We start from the raw sequence: 18,134 nt of genomic DNA, 5'->3' as shown, positions 1-18,134 counted from the left end.
CTTATTTCTTCTTTTTAGCTTCAGAATTGGTTACCAACAAAAATTTGTTTACACTTTGTTTCTGAAGTACATCAATAACCTTTTTCACAACTGGATACTCTTCTTTAGCATCGCCTTTGATACTGATACGCATATCCTGATTGTTGATCTCTTTTGTAGCCTTACGTGCATTCAACACCCAAGCATTTAATTGATTATCGGTTGAATCAGTAGGAATACCTGGCTGAACACCTGGTTTCATACGGTCACCCGGATTCATCGCAATTAATTGCTTTAAGCTTTGAATAGGAACACCGAAACTTCCGATTCCTGAGAATCTAACTGTTTCTTCTGGTGTGAATTTCACGCCATATTGTTCGCCCATCAGCTGCAATGTTTTTTCTCTCACTTTCGGTCCTGCTACTTCAAAGAAAACTTTTCCCTGGCCAATGGTTAATATCGCATTGTTTTCTACCGGCACCTTAAACTCATACGTAGATGAAGGGGTAGAAACAGCCAGGGGTTCTGGTTGTCTTGCCGTAGCAGTTAAAATGAAGAACGTAAGTAACAATGCCGCCACATCGCACATTGCGGTCATATCTGTTACTGTACTTGTTCTTTTTACTTTAATTCTAGGCATAATTTTTTTTACTAGTTTTAATAATGATGATCTTTTTTCCGGTTTTCCATAAAGCCGGTAAAAATTTTTTCAAAATTCTTATTTATGCGAACTAGCGTATGTTTGAACGATGCTGAAACCAGCCTCATCGATTGCGTAAGTTAACTTATCGATTTTAGATGTTAAGATGTTGTACATGATGATCGCCAGAGTTGATACCGAGATACCGGTCATGGTATTGATCAAAGCCTCAGAGATACCTACCGCTAATGCTGCCTGATCCGGAGCACCAGAGTTTGCTAAACCGGCGAATGCACGGATCATACCTGTTACCGTACCTAATAAACCGATCAAAGTACCGATTGATACCAAAGTAGCAATGATAGTTAAGTTTTGCTCTAACATTGGCATTTCTAAAGCGGTAGCTTCTTCAACTTCTTTTTGGATAGCAACGATAGACTGCTCAACATCCATATTAGTATCAGCTTCAACTTCGCTGTATTTTTTCAAACCAGATTTAATTACGTTAGCAACTGAACCTTGTTGTTTATCACACTCAGCTTTAGCTGCTTCGATATTACCTGCATTTAATAAACCTTTCACTTTAATGATGAAAGAATCTAAGCTTGATTTACCACTTGCTTTACCAATAACAATTAAACGCTCGATAGAGAAAACGATTGTTGTTAATAATAAACCAATTAAAACGGCAACAATAGGACCACCTTTGTAAGCTGTACCTGGATAGTTATTTGGTAATGGTAAGTTTTCGTTGTTGTTATCGATAAAGTTCGACGGATCTCCCAATACATATTTCCAAATCACGAATCCGATAATGATACAAATAGGAATAACTAATGTTGCGAAAACATTTGAAGCACTAGAAGAGCTCTCTTTTTTAACAGTTGCTGGTTTTGGTGCGTTTGCCATTTTTTTTTGAATTTTTAGTTTTAGTTCTTGTTTTTAATTTTAGCTGTTTGTTCTTTTTTGTACTACACTCAACGTTTCATATCCGAAATTGTTGCGAAAAACAAATTTATAAATTGATTTTAAATTACAAATTAATAAATCAATAAGCAATTAAATCGTTACTTAGAATTTTGTTCCGGTAATCACTACGGGTGTATAACAAAAAAATTGCCCCAGCCGAGGCAATTCTTTCACAATAAAAACTAAAAAAAAATCGAATTGCAAATTTTTCGTTCAAAAAATGCATTTTAAAGCACATTTAACATAATTTTAACGCCGCGTGTCTGCTTTTTGGCACTTTTGTCAGTTCAAATTGCCTGAAATTCTCTGTAAAAGCGTTGGAGAGTTCGTAGGCTTTTAAAAAGTATTCTTCCTGGTTGTTCCATGTTTTTGCAGGATCTAAAATTTCGTCTGGCACCCCGGGACAGCTCAACGGCATCATCAATTTAAACACGTGGTGCTGCTTATATCTATTGTGATCTAAACCGCCATTTAAAGCTGCAGCAATCATTGCTCTGGTATACTTCAGTTTCATCCTTTCACCCACACCGTAAGGACCTCCACTCCAACCTGTATTCACTAACCACACATTTACCTGGTGTTTCTCCATCTTCTCGCCTAATAATGCGGCATATTTTGACGGATGCAGTGGTAAAAAAGCCTTACCAAAGCAAGCCGAAAAGGTTAATTGAGGTTCTGTTACCCCAGTTTCGGTTCCTGCAACCTTTGCGGTATAACCGCTCATGAAGTGGAACATCGCCTGCTCTACATTTAACTTTGAAATGGGAGGCAATACGCCAAAGGCATCTGCAGTTAAGAAAAAAATATTTTTCGGAATAGCTCCTATTGAAGGTAAGACGGCCTTATCAATGTAATCTATCGGATAGGCCACACGGGTATTCTCCGTTTTGCTGATATCACGATAATCAACCTCCTGTGTACCCGGAAAAAAATTGACATTCTCCAATAATGCACCAAATTTGACTGCTTTAAATATCTGAGGCTCCTTCTCTTCGTTCAAATCCACACATTTGGCATAGCAACCGCCTTCAAAGTTAAATACCGAATCTTCGCCCCAACCATGTTCATCATCGCCAATCAGCTCTCTTTCGGGATCGGCGGAAAGCGTGGTTTTTCCTGTTCCCGACAAACCGAAGAATATAGCCGTATCGCCATTTTTACCCCTATTGGCCGAGCAGTGCATGGATAAGGTATTTTTGTACACCGGCAGAATAAAATTTAAAACAGAAAAAATTCCCTTTTTTATTTCACCTGTATAACCTGTTCCGCCAATCAAAATCATTTTTTTGCTAAAATTGATGATGGAAAAGTTTTCCTGCCTGGTTCCATCTAATGCCGGATCAGCCAGGAAACCTGGTGCCGCAAGAATGGTCCACTCTGGTGTTACCTCTAACTGATCTTCATGCGGACGAATAAACAAATGATGGGCAAAAAGATTCTGATAAGCCGTTTCGGTAATTACCCTAATGGATATGGAATATTCCGGATGGGCACAGGCGGAAGAATCACGGACATAGATTTTCTTGTCTTTAAGGTAATGGGTTAGTTTGTAAAATAGCTGATCGAATTTTTCGGGTGAGATTTTGATGTTTACATCGCCCCACCACACCTGATCTTCGGTGGTGTCGTCGCATACGATAAAACGATCTTTAGGAGAACGTCCGGTAAACTTTCCGGTATCAACCGCCAGCGCTCCAGAAGCGGCCAACGTACCTTCTTTATTTGATAAGGCCTCATCAATTAATTCCGTAGGAGATAATTGGTACTTTACAGCAATATTCCCGCCTAAATCTAAATAGCTTAGATCTGGCGTTTGCAGTTTATTTTTGCTCATAACAACAAGTTAGTTAGTGAGCCAAAGGTAAAAACTTATTATGCATAAAAACGAGTTTTAAAACGTAATTTTTTACATATTGTAGCAAATACACTATGACTTAATCATTTGATTTAAAATAAATTAACACATATTTTTAAACTTAAAAAAAATTAAATATATACACTAAGTAAAGTTTGATAAATGGTTTTAGTACGTTTAAGTTCTTATGGACATACACCCTTATGATGAGTTGAAGAAGTTATGCTTTTTCGATTAAAACATCAATTGATCGCCTACCCTACGAGCACCTCCGAAAAGAATCGGAGCAGACTCTCCAAAGGAGGGGAATAAATCGAAGCTGGAACGACAGGCCGCTTAAACAGCATCCTACCAAGGAGAAAAATAATATTGCTATTACGTTTACTTAAACGTTTAATAGAAATTTCGAAATTAAAATCAAAAAACATTTGCATTTCAAAAAAATTATCTTCTACTTTACAAGTGTAAAAAGTACACCAAGTCAAGATGAATTTTAATACTTCAATTATTACAACGATTATTATTACCACCGGTATAAACCAGCGGGGCTAATTTGTTGTAAATTGAAAAAACATAAAACACAGAAAGCGTCCCGATGAAAATCGGGACGCTTTTTTTTTAAACCCATGCTGAATGAAACCTGCACAAGCGAGCATTTGAAACCACAGACCGGGTGCGGCAACAAACAGTTAAACCTCATATCAATAATGAAAGTACTCAAATTCGGCGGCACATCCGTAGGTTCGGCCGAGAACATTAAAACGCTTTTACGCCTGGTTGGCGAAGAAAAAAAGAAAAATAATCCGGTAGTTGTATTATCGGCAATGAGTGGCGTAACCAATTTGCTTACCGACATGGCCGAAATGGCTGAAAAGGGCGAAGATTATGACAAGTATTTAAAAGAAATTGAAGCGAAACACTTTGCTGTAATCCGCGCGCTTTTGCCTGCGGCAGCACAAAACCCGGTGTTTACCCGTTTGAAAATTTTTTTTAACGAGTTAGAAGATCTGCTGCAGGCCGTGACCAATCTACGGGAACTAAGTTTACAAACCAAAGATCAGATTTTGAGTTATGGTGAACGCTGTTCTACCTTTATGATCAGTCATATTGCCTCGCAAAACATTGGCGATTCACTTTATGTAAACGGTGCTGAACTGATTAAAACCGACAGTAACTTTGGGCAGGCAAAGGTTGATACTGAACTAACAGAACTCCTGATCAACAACTTTTATCAGGAAAATAAAAACAAAGTAATTTTTGTAACTGGTTTTATCGCCAGCAATGCTGCTGGTAGGGTTACTACGTTGGGCCGTGGCGGCTCTGATTATACTGCAGCGGTTTGGGGTGCAGCACTGAATGCATCAGAAATAGAAATATGGACGGATGTAAATGGCATGATGACTGCTGATCCGCGCATAGTGAAAAAGGCTTTCTCCTTACCCGAATTGAGCTATACAGAAGCCATGGAACTGAGTTATTTTGGGGCAAAGGTAATTTACCCGCCAACTATGATCCCGGCCTTTATGAAAAAAATCCCGATTGTGATTAAAAACACTTTCGAGCCTGATTTCGCGGGCACCTATATCAAAAGCGATGTAAAAACATCAAATCTGCCCATCAAAGGAATTTCTTCCATCGATCATATCAGCATTATCAACCTAACCGGAAGCGGCATGGTGGGTAAAGCAGGCTTTAGCGGAAGACTATTTTCGCTGCTTTCTCGCGAACAGATCAATGTGGTATTGATTACGCAATCTTCATCAGAGCATAGTATTACTTTTGCCGTAAAACCAACAGATGCTTCGCAGGCCATTTTCTTGATCAAAAAAGAATTCGAACTGGAACTGGATGCTAAAAAACTGGAATTACCGGAAGTTGAAAATAACCTCGCCGTTTTGGCCATTGTTGGCGAAAACATGAAACGCACCCCGGGTATGAGCGGACGTTTATTCAGCGCATTGGGTCGTAATGGTATCAACGTAAGAGCAATCGCCCAGGGTTCTTCAGAATACAACATCTCGGTAATTATCAGTGCCGCTGATTTATCAAAAGCAGTAAATGCAGTGCATGATGCTTTTTTTACCGCACTTAAAAGAACATTGAACGTTTTCTGTTTGGGTACCGGAAACATCGGCAAAACCTTATTTAACCAGTTGAGAGAGCAGATGCCTTTCCTCGCAGCCAATAACGATCTGCAGGTGAAAGTGACAGGCATTAGTAATACGCGCAACATGATCTTCAATGCGGATGGCCTTTCTTTAGAAAATTGGGAAACAACATTAGATACAGATGGGGAACAAGCGGATTTAGCCGGTTTTGTTGCCAAAATGAAAGCACTTAACTTACCCAACTGTGTTTTTGTAGACAACACCGCTGCTGAACAGCCTATCGAATTTTACCAGGGTATATTCGAAAGCAGTATTTCGGTGGTAACCTGTAATAAAAAGGGAAACTCAGCTGATTATGCACAGTACAAATCATTCAAAGATACTGCCCGTAAATTCGGTGTTGATTTTTATTATGAAACCAATGTTGGCGCAGGCTTACCAATTATCCGCACCCTGCGCGAGCTGATGATGAGTGGAGATAAGGTAGCACGGATTGAAGCCATTTTATCAGGAACAATCTCTTATATCTTTAATAACTTTAAAGGTGAGGCTGGATTTTACGAAACGGTAAAAGAAGCACAGGAATTAGGCTATACCGAACCAGACCCCCGCGACGACTTAAATGGAAAGGATTTTATGCGTAAGATGCTGATCCTAGCCCGCGATGCCGGCTATCCGCTGGAAGCCAGTGATGTAAAAATCGACAACATTTTACCTGATGCCTGCTTAAATGCAGCATCTGTTGAAGATTTTTATTCAGAACTACGGGCCAACGCTGCTTACTTCGAAAATTTAAAAAATACAGCAGACAGCGAGGGAAAAGTTTTACGTTACATCGGCAAACTGGAAAACGGCGAGGTAGAAATCAGCCTGCAAATGGTGGATGACAGTCACCCTTTTTATATGCTATCCGGCAGTGATAATATCATCTCTTTTACTACAGACCGCTACAAAACACGCCCGTTAGTGGTAAAAGGCCCTGGTGCTGGTGCTGAAGTTACCGCTGCCGGAGTTTTTGCCGATATTATCAATGTAGGTACCTTAAATAAATAGCTAGCCAATTAATAATGAAAAGTAGTATAAAAGTTTTCGCTCCGGCAACCGTTGCAAACGTAGTTTGTGGTTTCGATGTGTTGGGTTTCGCTGTAAACGAGCCCGGCGACGAAGTTGAAATGCGATTTACCGATACACCAGGTGTGGTGATCAAAAGAATTACCGGCGATGACGGACGTTTGCCCTTAGATGCAGAAAAAAATACCGTAAGCGCCAGTGTTCAGCATTATTTAAAACACATCAACCGTTTAGATGTGGGCGTAGAAATTGAACTGCATAAAAAAATGCCTATTGGCAGTGGCTTAGGCTCGAGTTCTGCCAGTACCGTTGCCGGTTTATTTGCCATTAACAAACTAATGGGCGATTTATTAACCGCTAAGGAACTGGTTCCTTTTGCCATGAAAGGCGAAGAACTGGCCTGCGGTTATGGCCATGCCGATAATGTTGCACCCGCCTTGTTAGGTGGTTTTGTACTGATCAGAAGTTACGAACCCTTAGATGTGATCTCCTTACCTACTCCTGCAGGGATGTACGCTGCAATTGTTTACCCTGAAGTTGATGTGCCAACCAAGGATGCCCGCCAGATGATCCGAAGTAAGGTAGCCTTAAAGGATGCAGTTAAGCAATGGGGAAATGTTGCAGGATTGGTAAGTGGACTATTTATGGATGATTTCGACCTGATTGGAAGAAGTATGCAAGATGTCCTTGTAGAGCCTACACGTTCGATCCTGATTCCTGGTTTTGAAGAAATGAGAAAACTAGCCACAGATAATGGCGCCATCGGATTCGGGATTTCAGGTTCCGGGCCATCGGTTTTCGCTTTAACCAAAGACGAAGAAACGGCCAGAAAAATTACCAAATCGCAGCAGCAACATTTACATAAAATAAATATTAACAGCAAAGCTTTTGTTTCTCCGGTTAATGCCGAAGGACCTAGGGTAATTTCTTAAGGTTGAAAGGCAGAAGACTTGAAGGTGGAAGACTAAACATCCAAAACCTTCCAACCTTCAACCTTTCAACCCCCAACCTAATTAAAATGAAACTATACTCAACCAACAATAAAGATTTACGTGTTTCTTTCAAAGAAGCCGTTTTTAACAGCATGCCGCAGGATAAGGGTTTATACATGCCTGTTGAAATTCTACCGCTTGATGCCGAATTCATTCAAAATATGGAGCAATACTCTTTACCTGAAATTGCTTACCAGGTAGCTTCAACGTTATTAAAAGAGGAAATTCCGGCTGAAGATTTAAAAGAACTAATTAATGATGCCATTAATTTTGATGCACCGGCTGTTCAATTAGATGATAAAACCTTTGTTTTGGAACTCTTCCATGGCCCATCTTTGGCATTTAAAGATTTTGGTGCCCGTTTTATGAGCCGTGTAATGGCTTATTTCTTAAAAGATGGCGAACAGCTCCTGGATATTCTGGTTGCAACCTCAGGCGATACAGGCGGCGCGGTAGCTTTGGGATTTTTAGGCGTACCAAATACGAGGGTAACGATACTTTATCCGGAAGGGAAAGTGAGTCCGATACAGGAACTACAGTTAACTACTAACGGTGAAAATATCAGGGCAGTTGAGGTAAAAGGAACATTTGATGATTGCCAGGCTTTGGTAAAACAGGCATTTGCGGATGATGAACTGAACGCAAAATTTAGATTAACTTCTGCAAATTCAATCAATATCTCCCGATTGATTCCACAAACATTTTACTATTTTAACACTTATGCGCAGCTTAAAAAGCAAGGGTTTAAGGATGTGGTATTTTCTGTTCCAAGTGGGAATTTCGGCAATATTGGTGCAGGTTTATTGGCTTACAAACTTGGATTACCGGTTAAACAGTTTATCGCAGCCACCAATGTTAATGATACGGTACCACGCTTTTTAGAAAGTGGCATTTATGAAACCAGGCCGTCAACGCAAACCTATTCGAATGCCATGGATGTTGGTGCACCAAGCAACTGGGTCCGCATTATGGATTTATTTGATCAGGATGTGGAGGCAGTTAAAAAAGTGGTTACTTCTTACCGTTTTACCGATGATGAAACACTAGAGGGTATTAAGGAAATAGATAGCAGATTAAATTACATAGCTTGTCCACATACCGCGATTGCTTACCTGGCCATTGAAAAATACAGAAATGAAAACCCTGCAGATAGCAGTGCCGCTGTTTTCTTATCTACTGCACATGCCTGTAAATTCCCTGATATTTTTCCGTCGGACATTGCTGCTAAAATTGAAATCCCGGCGCAGGTAAAAGCTTTGGAAAGTAAACCTAAACATGCTGATCAGTTAGGTGTAGATTTTGACGGATTTAAAGCGTATTTACTGAAAGGTTAGTCATTAGATTGATCATAATTTCGAGCGGAGTGCAACGAAGCCGAGAAATCTGTCTAGAGATGGATCTCTCTTCCGAACGTTCGGGATTGCGCTACAATTGAGATGACGATTTATAAAAATGCAAATCCATTACAACTTCAGACCTATTTCCAAAATCAGTCGGGATTTGTAATCCTTAAGCAAAAAGGAAAATAAAAAAAGGTCCGGACCATACATCCGGACTACTTTGGAAATATCTGTCTAATTAACGGAAGCGAAAGCTGTAGAAGTAATGCTCACATTATTAAATGTCGCACTTCCCGAGCTGGTGGTAATTGCTTGTCCATTAAATCTAAAAGTGCGTGAACCCGGAGCTGAAGTATAAATGATAACCGTATAGGTACCGGCGGTTAACGGACCATATGAACTTCCGCCGGGGCCAAAATAAGCACTCACAGGCGTAGGTCCGTACAGGTAAATAGATCCGTTATCAGTAGTTCCATTACTTAAATTCAAACCAATGCTAAAAAACTTCCTGGCGTTAATTTCAGCCCTGGTATTTTGCAAAGGTAATACAGCTAGTGCTGTACAAAACAGGAATAATTGAATAAGCTTTCTCATAAGAATTGTTTTTAATGTAGATTTATATTGGTTAATAATATAAAAATAACAAATTAAGCATTATGTAGGATGACATTTGTAAAAATAAATAGTCACACCAATACACTCATTAATACAATTCAATCTCAACCAGACTAAGAAATTTCTTTGGGAATTAGCCTAAACCAAATTACAAATCTGAAGAACTATAGGTCCGGATTGGCACTCCGGACCAACTAACTGCTATTACTTAGCGCCTTGCGATTTCAGCATTTTTAGCTCATGCCTTAATGCCTCGATCTGTTGCTGTTGCTCCTTTATGCTGGCCACCAAAAGCGGAACTAAACTTTCATAATCTACCTTGGTAATGGTAGCACTTTTAAAAGCATTTTTTCCTGCACTGTAATCTTTGGATTGTACCAAAACAATACCGGGAACAGCTGCTTTTGCATCAGCACCTACAAAACCATATTGCGGCCTTGCAGATAATTTTAATTTTTCTGCCCAGCCTTTATCATAATTAAAACTTACGGGTTCTAATTTAGTAACCTGGCTTAAAGCGTTTTCTACAGGTTTAACATTATTCTGTACTACTTCTTGTGCACTGATTTTTAAAGAGGCAGCAATTAAAAGCACTGCGAATGAAATTGCTCGTTTCATATCTATTATTATTTTGTAATTTTTGAAATAGAAAATTGGTTCTGTTTCTTCGAAACAGGAGGTAAATTTAAAGAGATGTATTAAACGGATGGCGGCGGCGTTAAAACCTCTGGAAAGTATGCCAGTTGAAAAGCATGACCGGGGATAATCACTATTTTTGAAGTTTGAATTGGGTAATACAAGGCCCAGTTAAATGAAATTTCTTGCACCGCAAATTCGCTTTCTGTTTTCTTTTCTTCCTTTTCGGTTGCATCTTCATTTGTAGATAAAAGCTCAACATTGTGGGCAGAATAGCTTAAATATGAAAGCACATGGCTCACTTTTAAGAAAAAAGCAATAGCAATGCAAACCATCAATATGTACTTAAAACCATCGAATTTCATTGTTACAAATATAATTGCTACAATATTAAAACAACAAAAATAAGGTTAAAGTTCTGTAAGAATTTGAAATATTGATAATGGTTTGTAGCAGACCTTGCAGATTTTTGAAACCTGCGAGGTCTTTTAACTAAAAAATAGCTTTTGCAATTTGTTTGGTCTGTTCAGGGCGGCCCATGGTGTAAAAGTGTAATACCGGAGCACCAAAATCAATCAGCTCTTTACATTGTTTGATCATCGCTTCCGTACCAATTTCTTTTGCCTCATTGTTATTTTTAGCATGCGATAGCGCATCTGTTAATTTATCAGGCAAATCGATGTGGAATATCTTGGGTAATACGTTTAGCTGTGATAAGGTGCTGATAGGTTTTAAACCTGGGATAATCGGTATATTGATATCGTTTTCCCTGCATTTTTTCACGAAGTCGAAATACTTCTGGTTATCGAAGAACATCTGCGTAACAATAAACTCCGCTCCTGCTTCAACTTTCTTTTTCAGGTATTTAAAATCGGTATTCATGTTGGGCGCTTCGAAGTGTTTTTCAGGGTAACCTGCCACACCAATGCAGAAATCACTTTTAAAAGTTTCTACATCTTCGTGCAGAAATTTACCTTCGTTGTGATTCTTGATATGCTCAATTAAATCTGTTGCGTAACAGTGTCCGCCGGGAGTTGGCACGAAATTCCCATCTGCCTTACGGGCATCGCCACGCAAAGCCAAAACGTTATCAATCCCCAAAAACTGAAGATCGATCAATGCATTTTCGGTTTCTTCTTTAGTAAATCCACCGCAAATGAGGTGTGGAACGGCATCAACTTTATATTTATGAATAATAGCTGCACAAATGGCAATGGTACCCGGGCGTTTACGGTAAGATACCTTCTGAAGCAGACCATTGGCCTGTTCTTTATAAATATAATCTTCGCGGAGCGAGGTTACATCAATAAAAGGCGGGTTAAACTCTAGCAATGGCTCTATCGCATCATAAATCCATTGTATGCTTTGCCCTTTAATTGGCGGCAATAATTCAAAAGAGAACAGGGTTTTACCCTTTGCGTTTTTTATATGGTCAGTAATCTTCATACCCTTAATCCCAAATAATCAGGACTTTAAATTTTAATTTATAAACGATTCCCTCCCCTTTAAGTGCTGGGGGATTAATAAGCTAAATTCGGACTTAACCACCGCTCCACTTCTTCAACCGGCATGTTTTTTCTGGTGGCGTAATCTTCAATCTGGTCTTTGGTAATTTTTCCCAGTCCAAAATATCTTGAATCGGGATGCGCAAAGTAAAACCCACTTACCGCAGCTGTTGGATACATAGCATAACTTTCGGTTAAGCGTAATCCTATCTGATTCTCTGCATCAAGTAATTCGAATAATGTTCCTTTTTCGGTGTGTTCAGGACATGCGGGATAACCTGGTGCCGGGCGAATACCGGCGTATTCTTCTTTAATCAATTCCTGGTTACTCAGGTTTTCATCCTGAGCATAGCCCCAAAATTCCTTACGAACACGTTCATGCATGCGCTCGGCAAAGGCTTCTGCCAAACGATCGGCCAGTGCTTTGGCCATAATGCTGTTGTAATCATCGTAATTGGATTCAAACTCATTCACCAGTTCGTCAATGCCGATCCCTGCGGTTACCGCAAAACCTCCAAAATAATCCTGAATACCGCTTTCTTTCGGTGCAATAAAATCTGATAAAGCATAATAAGGCTGCCCATCTACCTTTTCAGCCTGTTGGCGGAGCGTGTGGATGGTTACCAGTTTGGAGCTTGGAGTTTGGAGTTTGGAGTCGACAGGCAGACTTCCGACTCCGGGCTCCGGACTCCGGACTTCTAAAACAATGTCGTCTCCTACTGTATTTGCTGGCCAAAAACCGATTACAGCTCTTGCAGTTAGTAATTTCTCGTCGAGGATGCGTTTTAACAGAACCTGTGCATCATTAAACAGCTTTTTTGCTTCATCGCCTACATTTTTATCGTCAAAAATTTTAGGATAACTACCGCGAAGTTCCCAGGTATGAAAAAATGGTGTCCAATCAATATATGGAACCAGTTCTTCTAAGGGATAATTATCGAAAACCCTGGTACCTGTAAATTCCGGAACAGGCAAGTTGGGCTGAAAATCAATCTTAAACTTGTTTGCTCGTGCTTCCTCTAATGTCTTAAAGCGTTTATCTGAACGTTTATTTAGATGCGCTTCGCGTGCTTTATCATATTCAGCTTTGATGCCAGCTATATATTCATCTCTCGTTTCTGGGTTCATCAAGGTACTGCAAACCGTAACGCTTCTTGAAGCATCTAATACATGGATGGCAGGTCCTGAATAATTTGGTGCTACTTTTACTGCCGCGTGGATACGCGAAGTAGTTGCGCCACCAATGATCAATGGTATGGTAAACCCTTCACGTTCCATTTCTTTGGCAAAGTGAACCATTTCATCCAGCGATGGCGTAATTAAACCACTTAAACCGATAATATCAGCATTTATTTCTTTGGCTTTTTTGATGATATCCTGTGCCGGAACCATCACGCCCATATCTATAATTTCGAAGTTGTTACAAGCCAGTACCACGCCTACAATATTTTTACCAATATCGTGTACATCGCCTTTTACGGTAGCCATCAATACTTTTCCGGCCGAAGAATTCTGGTCCTGATCAGGATTGTTCAGTTTTTCCTGCTCAATAAAAGGTAACAGATAGGCTACGGCTTTTTTCATTACCCGGGCCGATTTTACCACCTGGGGCAAGAACATCTTTCCAGCACCAAAAAGGTCTCCAACAATATTCATCCCATCCATTAACGGGCCTTCAATTACCTGAATCGGACGGTCGTATTTCTGACGGGCTTCTTCTACATCATCATCCAGGTATTCTACGATACCCTTAACCAACGCATGGGATAATCTTTCTTCAACCGAGCCTTTTCTCCAGCCTTCGTCTTTAACCACTTCTTTGCCTTTGGTTTTTACCGTATCGGCATATTCAACCAACCGTTCGGTTGCATCTTCCCTGCGATTTAACAGGACATCCTCTACCCTTTCTAACAATTCAGGCGGAATTTCCTGGTAAACTTCCAGCATACCGGCATTTACGATACCCATGTCTAAACCTGCGCGGATGGCATGATAAAGGAAAGCCGAGTGCATGGCTTCGCGCACGACGTTATTTCCCCTAAAGGAGAACGAAATATTCGAAACCCCGCCACTTACCTTGGCGTGAGGCAGATTTTCTTTGATCCATCGGGTAGCATTAATAAAATCGACTGCATAATTGTTGTGTTCCTCCAGCCCGGTAGCCACAGTTAAAATATTAGGGTCGAAAATAATATCTTCTGGCGGAAAACCGATTTCATTTACCAGGATATCGTAACTGCGTTTACAGATTTCGATCCGGCGCTCATAATTATCGGCCTGTCCCTGCTCATCAAAAGCCATTACCACTACAGCTGCACCATATTGCATAATTTTACGGGCACTTTCGCGGAATTTATCTTCACCTTCTTTTAAAGAAATGGAATTAACGATCCCTTTTCCCTGCAGGCATTTTAAGCCGTTTTCAATTACCGACCATTTAGATGAATCGACCATGATCGGCAGTTTGGCGATATCCGGTTCGGAGGCAATGAGGTTCAGAAACTTAGTCATGGCAGCTTCCGAATCGAGCATTCCCTCATCCATGTTCACATCAATTACCTGTGCACCCCCTTCAACCTGTTGCAGGGCAACGGCCAATGCAGCTTCGTAATCGCCACCCAAAATCAGTTTGGAGAATTTTGGAGATCCGGTAATATTGGTCCGTTCCCCAATGTTCACAAAAATACTTTCTGGCGTAATGGTTACCGGCTCCAACCCACTTAAGCGCATGTATTGAGGAAGTTGAGGCAATTTTCTGGGTTTGGCTTTTCGTGCATTTTTTGCTATGCAGCCAATATGCTCAGGAGTAGTGCCGCAGCAGCCACCAACAATGTTCACAAAACCGAATGCAATAAAGTCATCAACCAAATGTGCCGTTTCGTGCGGCTGCTCATCGTAAGCTCCAAATTCGTTTGGCAAGCCTGCGTTTGGATAAGCGGAAACATAACAGCCTGCTTTTGTAGCCAGCTCCTCGATATGCGGGCGCATTTCCTTTGCTCCCAAAGCGCAGTTAAAACCAATACTGAGCGGTTTTGCGTGCATTACAGAATTTAAGAAAGCTTCGGCGGTTTGCCCGGAAAGTGTTCGTCCCGAAGCATCGGTAATGGTACCCGAGATCATAATCTCCAGTTTGCGGCCAATTACCTCTTCATATTTTTTAATGGCCACAATGGCCACTTTGGCATTTAAAGTGTCAAAAATGGTCTCAATCAATAATACATCGGAACCACCATCTACCAAACCACGTACCTGCTCATAATAAGCTTCTTCCAGCTCATCAAAATAAACCGCCCTAAAACCAGGGTCGTTTACATTCGGCGACATGGAAAGGGTACGGTTAGTGGGGCCGATAGCACCGGCAACAAAACATTTACGATCTGGATTTGCAGCCATAAATTCATTTACAGCTTCTTTTGCCACCCGTGCGCCTTCAAAACTCATTTCGTAAGAAAGATCTTCCATTTGGTAATCGGCCATGGAAATGCGTTGCGTACTGAACGTATTGGTTTCAATAATATCGGCACCAGCCGCCAGGTACTCCAGGTGTATGGTTTTGATAATATCCGGACGCGTGATGTTAAGCAAATCATTATTGCCTTTTACATCACAGGGATGGTTTTTAAATCGCTCTCCCCTAAAATCTTCTTCGCTCAAGTTGTATCGCTGAATCATGGTACCCATTGCACCATCGATCACCAAAATACGCTTCTCTAATTCTTCTCTTATACCCATTTGTTGTGTAAAATGTGGGATGGCAAATGGAAAATGGCATGATACATCTTCCATTATACATTAATACATCCTAAAAGGCTTATTGAAAAAGTTGGTACGTGAATCGTAATCCTAAACTTATCTGTTTCCGCTATTTGCAGAATAGAATTTAGCACCTTGTAGGTTACAGGTTGCTAAGACTTCGTTGGGTCTAATCCCTCCGTCTTTCTTAATAAGCGTACAAAAATGCAACAAAGCATGATCAATTCCAAAAATTATCGCTTTGCTACCAAATAAAATTACAAAGGCCATGCAATTCTGCACGGCCTTAAGAATATTGTTTTGTTTTTAGCTCTATCTTCTGCTACCGAAAATGCGTAGTAAGAATAAGAAGATATTAAGAAAATCAAGATATAAGCGCAATGCTGCAACAATTGCCATCTTTTTTGACTCTACCTGAAGTACTTCTTCTCCGCTAGCTTCTATACCCTGGCCAATTTGTTTAATTTTCTGAACATCGTAAGCAGTTAATGCGGTGAAGATGGCAATTCCGATAAATGCCATAAATAAACTAAACTGTTCACTCTGAATAAACATATTCACCAGGCTGGCAATAACCAACCCGATTACCCCCACCATTAAAATAGGGCCGAATTTGCTCAAATCGATATTGGTGGTATAGCCCATAAAGGCCATAATACCGAAAATACCTGCAGCACCTGCAAAGCAGCTCACTACTGAACCAGAAGTATAAGTCAATAAAATAAAGCTTAAGCTTACACCGGTTAGTACGGAGTATAAAACAAATACACCTACAAGCGCTGGGTAAGAAAGTTTACTTAAACCAAAACTCATTAATAAAACAAGTCCAAGCGGTGCAAACATGGCAATATACCCAAAAATCGTCATTCCAACTTTACCGGTAGATGGATTAACGGTTAACAGATATTGCATAAATTGCTCATTTGTTCCAAATAAATAGGCCGCTACCGTTGATAAACTCAATGCCACAAACATCCACAAGAAAACGTTGGCAAAGAATTTTTTAGAAACAGATCCTTCCTGAACGAAAACGCTGTTGTTTTGATATTGATAATTTTGTTGTTCCATTTTAATTTTTGTATGTTAAATGATATAAAAATAAACATTTAGTTCAATCTTTTTGTCAGCAGTTCTTCAACTTTTTTAAAGAACTGTAATGGTTTTAGCGTACGCCATGGCAGATTGTCAAATGCACCTCCAAAGTTAATATAATAATCAATGCTGTTATCCCGAAATTCGCTGATCACGTGTTCCTGAAAGTTTACCCCAACAATCCAGCCATCTTCTACTTCCTGAAACCATTCTTCGTAATAACTGTCATCAGAGGCATGGAAATTCAATACATTTTCACCAATCAGGATAAATTTATTAAGCCCTTCATCCATCATCATTTCCAAAATATCACGTTTCAGCAACATAATGTCGTTATTAATGGCATCGTTCCACTCCCCTATAAACTCTATAATGACATAACTGCGGTCATAATCAGCATATAATACCTTCATATACAAGGTATTCGATCCAAATTCGTCCCACTGTGGGTGCAGTAAAAAGTTATAGATCTGCTTATCGAAGTAAAGTTCTGAATATTCGGTATTATAAAATGGCGAACGCTCATCTTCTGCCGAAATATAATCATCTCTCCACTGGTAATAAGGCTCAATTTCGTGCATACTTTTTTTAATTATTGAAGGATTGGGTTTTGAATGAGCGAATGCTGAGATCATTTATACATCACATCACTTTTTCAGTTACTATGCTATCCTTCACTCATTTTTAATGTCCTGCTTCCACAGCTTTACGTACACTTCCGTAACGGTTTAACAATTCAGCTGCTTCATCGTAACCAATGTTCAGTTCGTTGGCCACCATTTGTGTACCACGGTCGACCAGTTTATGATTAGTTAACTGCATATCGACCATTTTATTGCCAACTACACGCCCCAGCTGAACCATAACTGTGGTACTCAACATATTTAATACCATTTTCTGCGCCGTACCAGATTTCATGCGGGTAGAGCCCGTAATAAATTCAGGGCCAACCACTACTTCAACCGGAAAATCCGAAGCCGCAGCAATAGGTCCACCTGTATTACAAACAATGCAGCCCGTCAAAACTCCATGCTTACGTGCCGTTTTTAATCCGCCAACCACATATGGCGTAGTACCTGATGCTGCCAGGCCAACCAAACAATCCTTTTCATTAATCTCAAATTCCTGAAGATCTTTCCAGGCTTGCTCCGCGTCGTCTTCAGCAAATTCTACTGCTTTTCTAATGGCAGTATCTCCGCCGGCGATAATCCCAACAACCCAATCAAACGGCACACCGTAAGTAGGCGGACATTCTGAAGCATCTACTACACCTAAGCGACCGCTTGTACCTGCACCTATATAAAAGAGACGACCTCCTTTTTTCATTCGCTCGGTCACGGCCGATGTTAACTTTTCGATTTGAGGCAAAGATTTTTCAACTGCAAATGCTACAGTTTTATCTTCGTTATTAATGCCCTGCAAAACTTCTAATACCGACATCTGATCAATGTGGTTATAATTAGATTCTTGCTCGGTAACTCTATTCATAAATTTAATTTTGATAAAATTCGGTAAATTCTTTCTAAAAACTAGGCTAAAAATCTAAAAAATATCTGCCATCAATTTTAACTGATTGTAC

Annotated in this window: 14 protein-coding genes and 1 riboswitch; of the genes, 3 read left to right on the top strand and 11 right to left on the bottom strand. The window is 40.1% G+C overall.

Annotation, left to right across the window (positions count from 1 at the left end; translation table 11 throughout):
- Position 1 precedes the first annotated feature (1 nt).
- The 3 genes from ACK1I8_RS20530 to pckA form a co-directional block, all read right to left on the bottom strand.
- Positions 2-619: a biopolymer transporter ExbD gene (locus ACK1I8_RS20530; RefSeq protein ID WP_412467124.1), complete on the bottom strand. Its 618-nt coding sequence runs from the start codon at positions 617-619 to the stop codon at positions 2-4.
- 78 nt (positions 620-697) lie between these two features.
- Entirely contained in the window at positions 698-1,528 is an 831-nt protein-coding gene (locus ACK1I8_RS20525; RefSeq protein WP_293787500.1) for a MotA/TolQ/ExbB proton channel family protein, read from the bottom strand.
- Positions 1,529-1,826: 298 nt separating this feature from the next.
- Positions 1,827-3,422, bottom strand: coding sequence for a phosphoenolpyruvate carboxykinase (ATP) (gene pckA, locus ACK1I8_RS20520; RefSeq protein ID WP_412467123.1), 1,596 nt, complete (start codon positions 3,420-3,422; stop codon positions 1,827-1,829).
- Between the two features lie 728 nt (positions 3,423-4,150).
- Here pckA and thrA point away from each other — a divergent pair.
- The 3 genes from thrA to thrC all read left to right on the top strand — a co-directional run bounded on the left by thrA (position 4,151) and on the right by thrC (position 8,948).
- Positions 4,151-6,604, top strand: a complete 2,454-nt coding sequence (thrA, locus tag ACK1I8_RS20515) for a bifunctional aspartate kinase/homoserine dehydrogenase I (protein WP_412467122.1) — start codon at positions 4,151-4,153, stop codon at positions 6,602-6,604.
- A gap of 14 nt (positions 6,605-6,618) precedes the next feature.
- Positions 6,619-7,554 carry a homoserine kinase gene (locus ACK1I8_RS20510; RefSeq protein ID WP_412467121.1) on the top strand — a complete coding sequence of 312 codons (936 nt, stop codon included), beginning with the start codon at positions 6,619-6,621 and terminating at the stop codon, positions 7,552-7,554.
- Between the two features lie 86 nt (positions 7,555-7,640).
- Complete coding sequence (gene thrC / locus ACK1I8_RS20505; RefSeq protein WP_412467120.1) at positions 7,641-8,948, top strand: threonine synthase; 1,308 nt, start codon at positions 7,641-7,643, stop codon at positions 8,946-8,948.
- Positions 8,949-9,188: 240 nt separating this feature from the next.
- Here thrC and ACK1I8_RS20500 read toward each other — a convergent pair whose 3' ends face one another.
- The 8 genes from ACK1I8_RS20500 to murQ form a co-directional block, all read right to left on the bottom strand.
- Positions 9,189-9,548: a hypothetical protein gene (locus ACK1I8_RS20500; protein ID WP_412467119.1), complete on the bottom strand. Its 360-nt coding sequence runs from the start codon at positions 9,546-9,548 to the stop codon at positions 9,189-9,191.
- A 225-nt stretch (positions 9,549-9,773) separates the two neighbouring features.
- A complete protein-coding gene (locus ACK1I8_RS20495; protein ID WP_412467118.1) occupies positions 9,774-10,187 on the bottom strand; it encodes a tail fiber domain-containing protein in 414 nt (137 codons plus the stop codon).
- Between the two features lie 80 nt (positions 10,188-10,267).
- Complete coding sequence (locus ACK1I8_RS20490) at positions 10,268-10,570, bottom strand: hypothetical protein (protein ID WP_412467117.1); 303 nt, start codon at positions 10,568-10,570, stop codon at positions 10,268-10,270.
- 127 nt (positions 10,571-10,697) lie between these two features.
- Positions 10,698-11,651, bottom strand: coding sequence for a methylenetetrahydrofolate reductase [NAD(P)H] (metF, locus tag ACK1I8_RS20485; protein ID WP_412467116.1), 954 nt, complete (start codon positions 11,649-11,651; stop codon positions 10,698-10,700).
- 74 nt (positions 11,652-11,725) lie between these two features.
- Positions 11,726-15,442 (bottom strand): methionine synthase, encoded by a 3,717-nt coding sequence (gene metH, locus ACK1I8_RS20480; protein ID WP_412469396.1) that lies wholly within the window; start codon positions 15,440-15,442, stop codon positions 11,726-11,728.
- A 114-nt stretch (positions 15,443-15,556) separates the two neighbouring features.
- Positions 15,557-15,660, bottom strand: a riboswitch (SAM riboswitch).
- Between the two features lie 115 nt (positions 15,661-15,775).
- Positions 15,776-16,531, bottom strand: coding sequence for a Bax inhibitor-1 family protein (locus ACK1I8_RS20475; protein WP_412467115.1), 756 nt, complete (start codon positions 16,529-16,531; stop codon positions 15,776-15,778).
- A gap of 38 nt (positions 16,532-16,569) precedes the next feature.
- Positions 16,570-17,136: a hypothetical protein gene (locus tag ACK1I8_RS20470; protein WP_293787475.1), complete on the bottom strand. Its 567-nt coding sequence runs from the start codon at positions 17,134-17,136 to the stop codon at positions 16,570-16,572.
- A 103-nt stretch (positions 17,137-17,239) separates the two neighbouring features.
- Positions 17,240-18,043 carry an N-acetylmuramic acid 6-phosphate etherase gene (gene murQ, locus ACK1I8_RS20465; RefSeq protein WP_412467114.1) on the bottom strand — a complete coding sequence of 268 codons (804 nt, stop codon included), beginning with the start codon at positions 18,041-18,043 and terminating at the stop codon, positions 17,240-17,242.
- Positions 18,044-18,134 lie beyond the last annotated feature (91 nt).

It is taken from the genome of Pedobacter sp. KLB.chiD, from assembly GCF_047040275.1.
Taxonomy (GTDB): Bacteria; Bacteroidota; Bacteroidia; order Sphingobacteriales; family Sphingobacteriaceae; genus Pedobacter.
The sequence above is the reverse complement of the archived record's forward strand: the minus strand, read 5'-3'. Positions and strand labels throughout refer to the sequence as shown.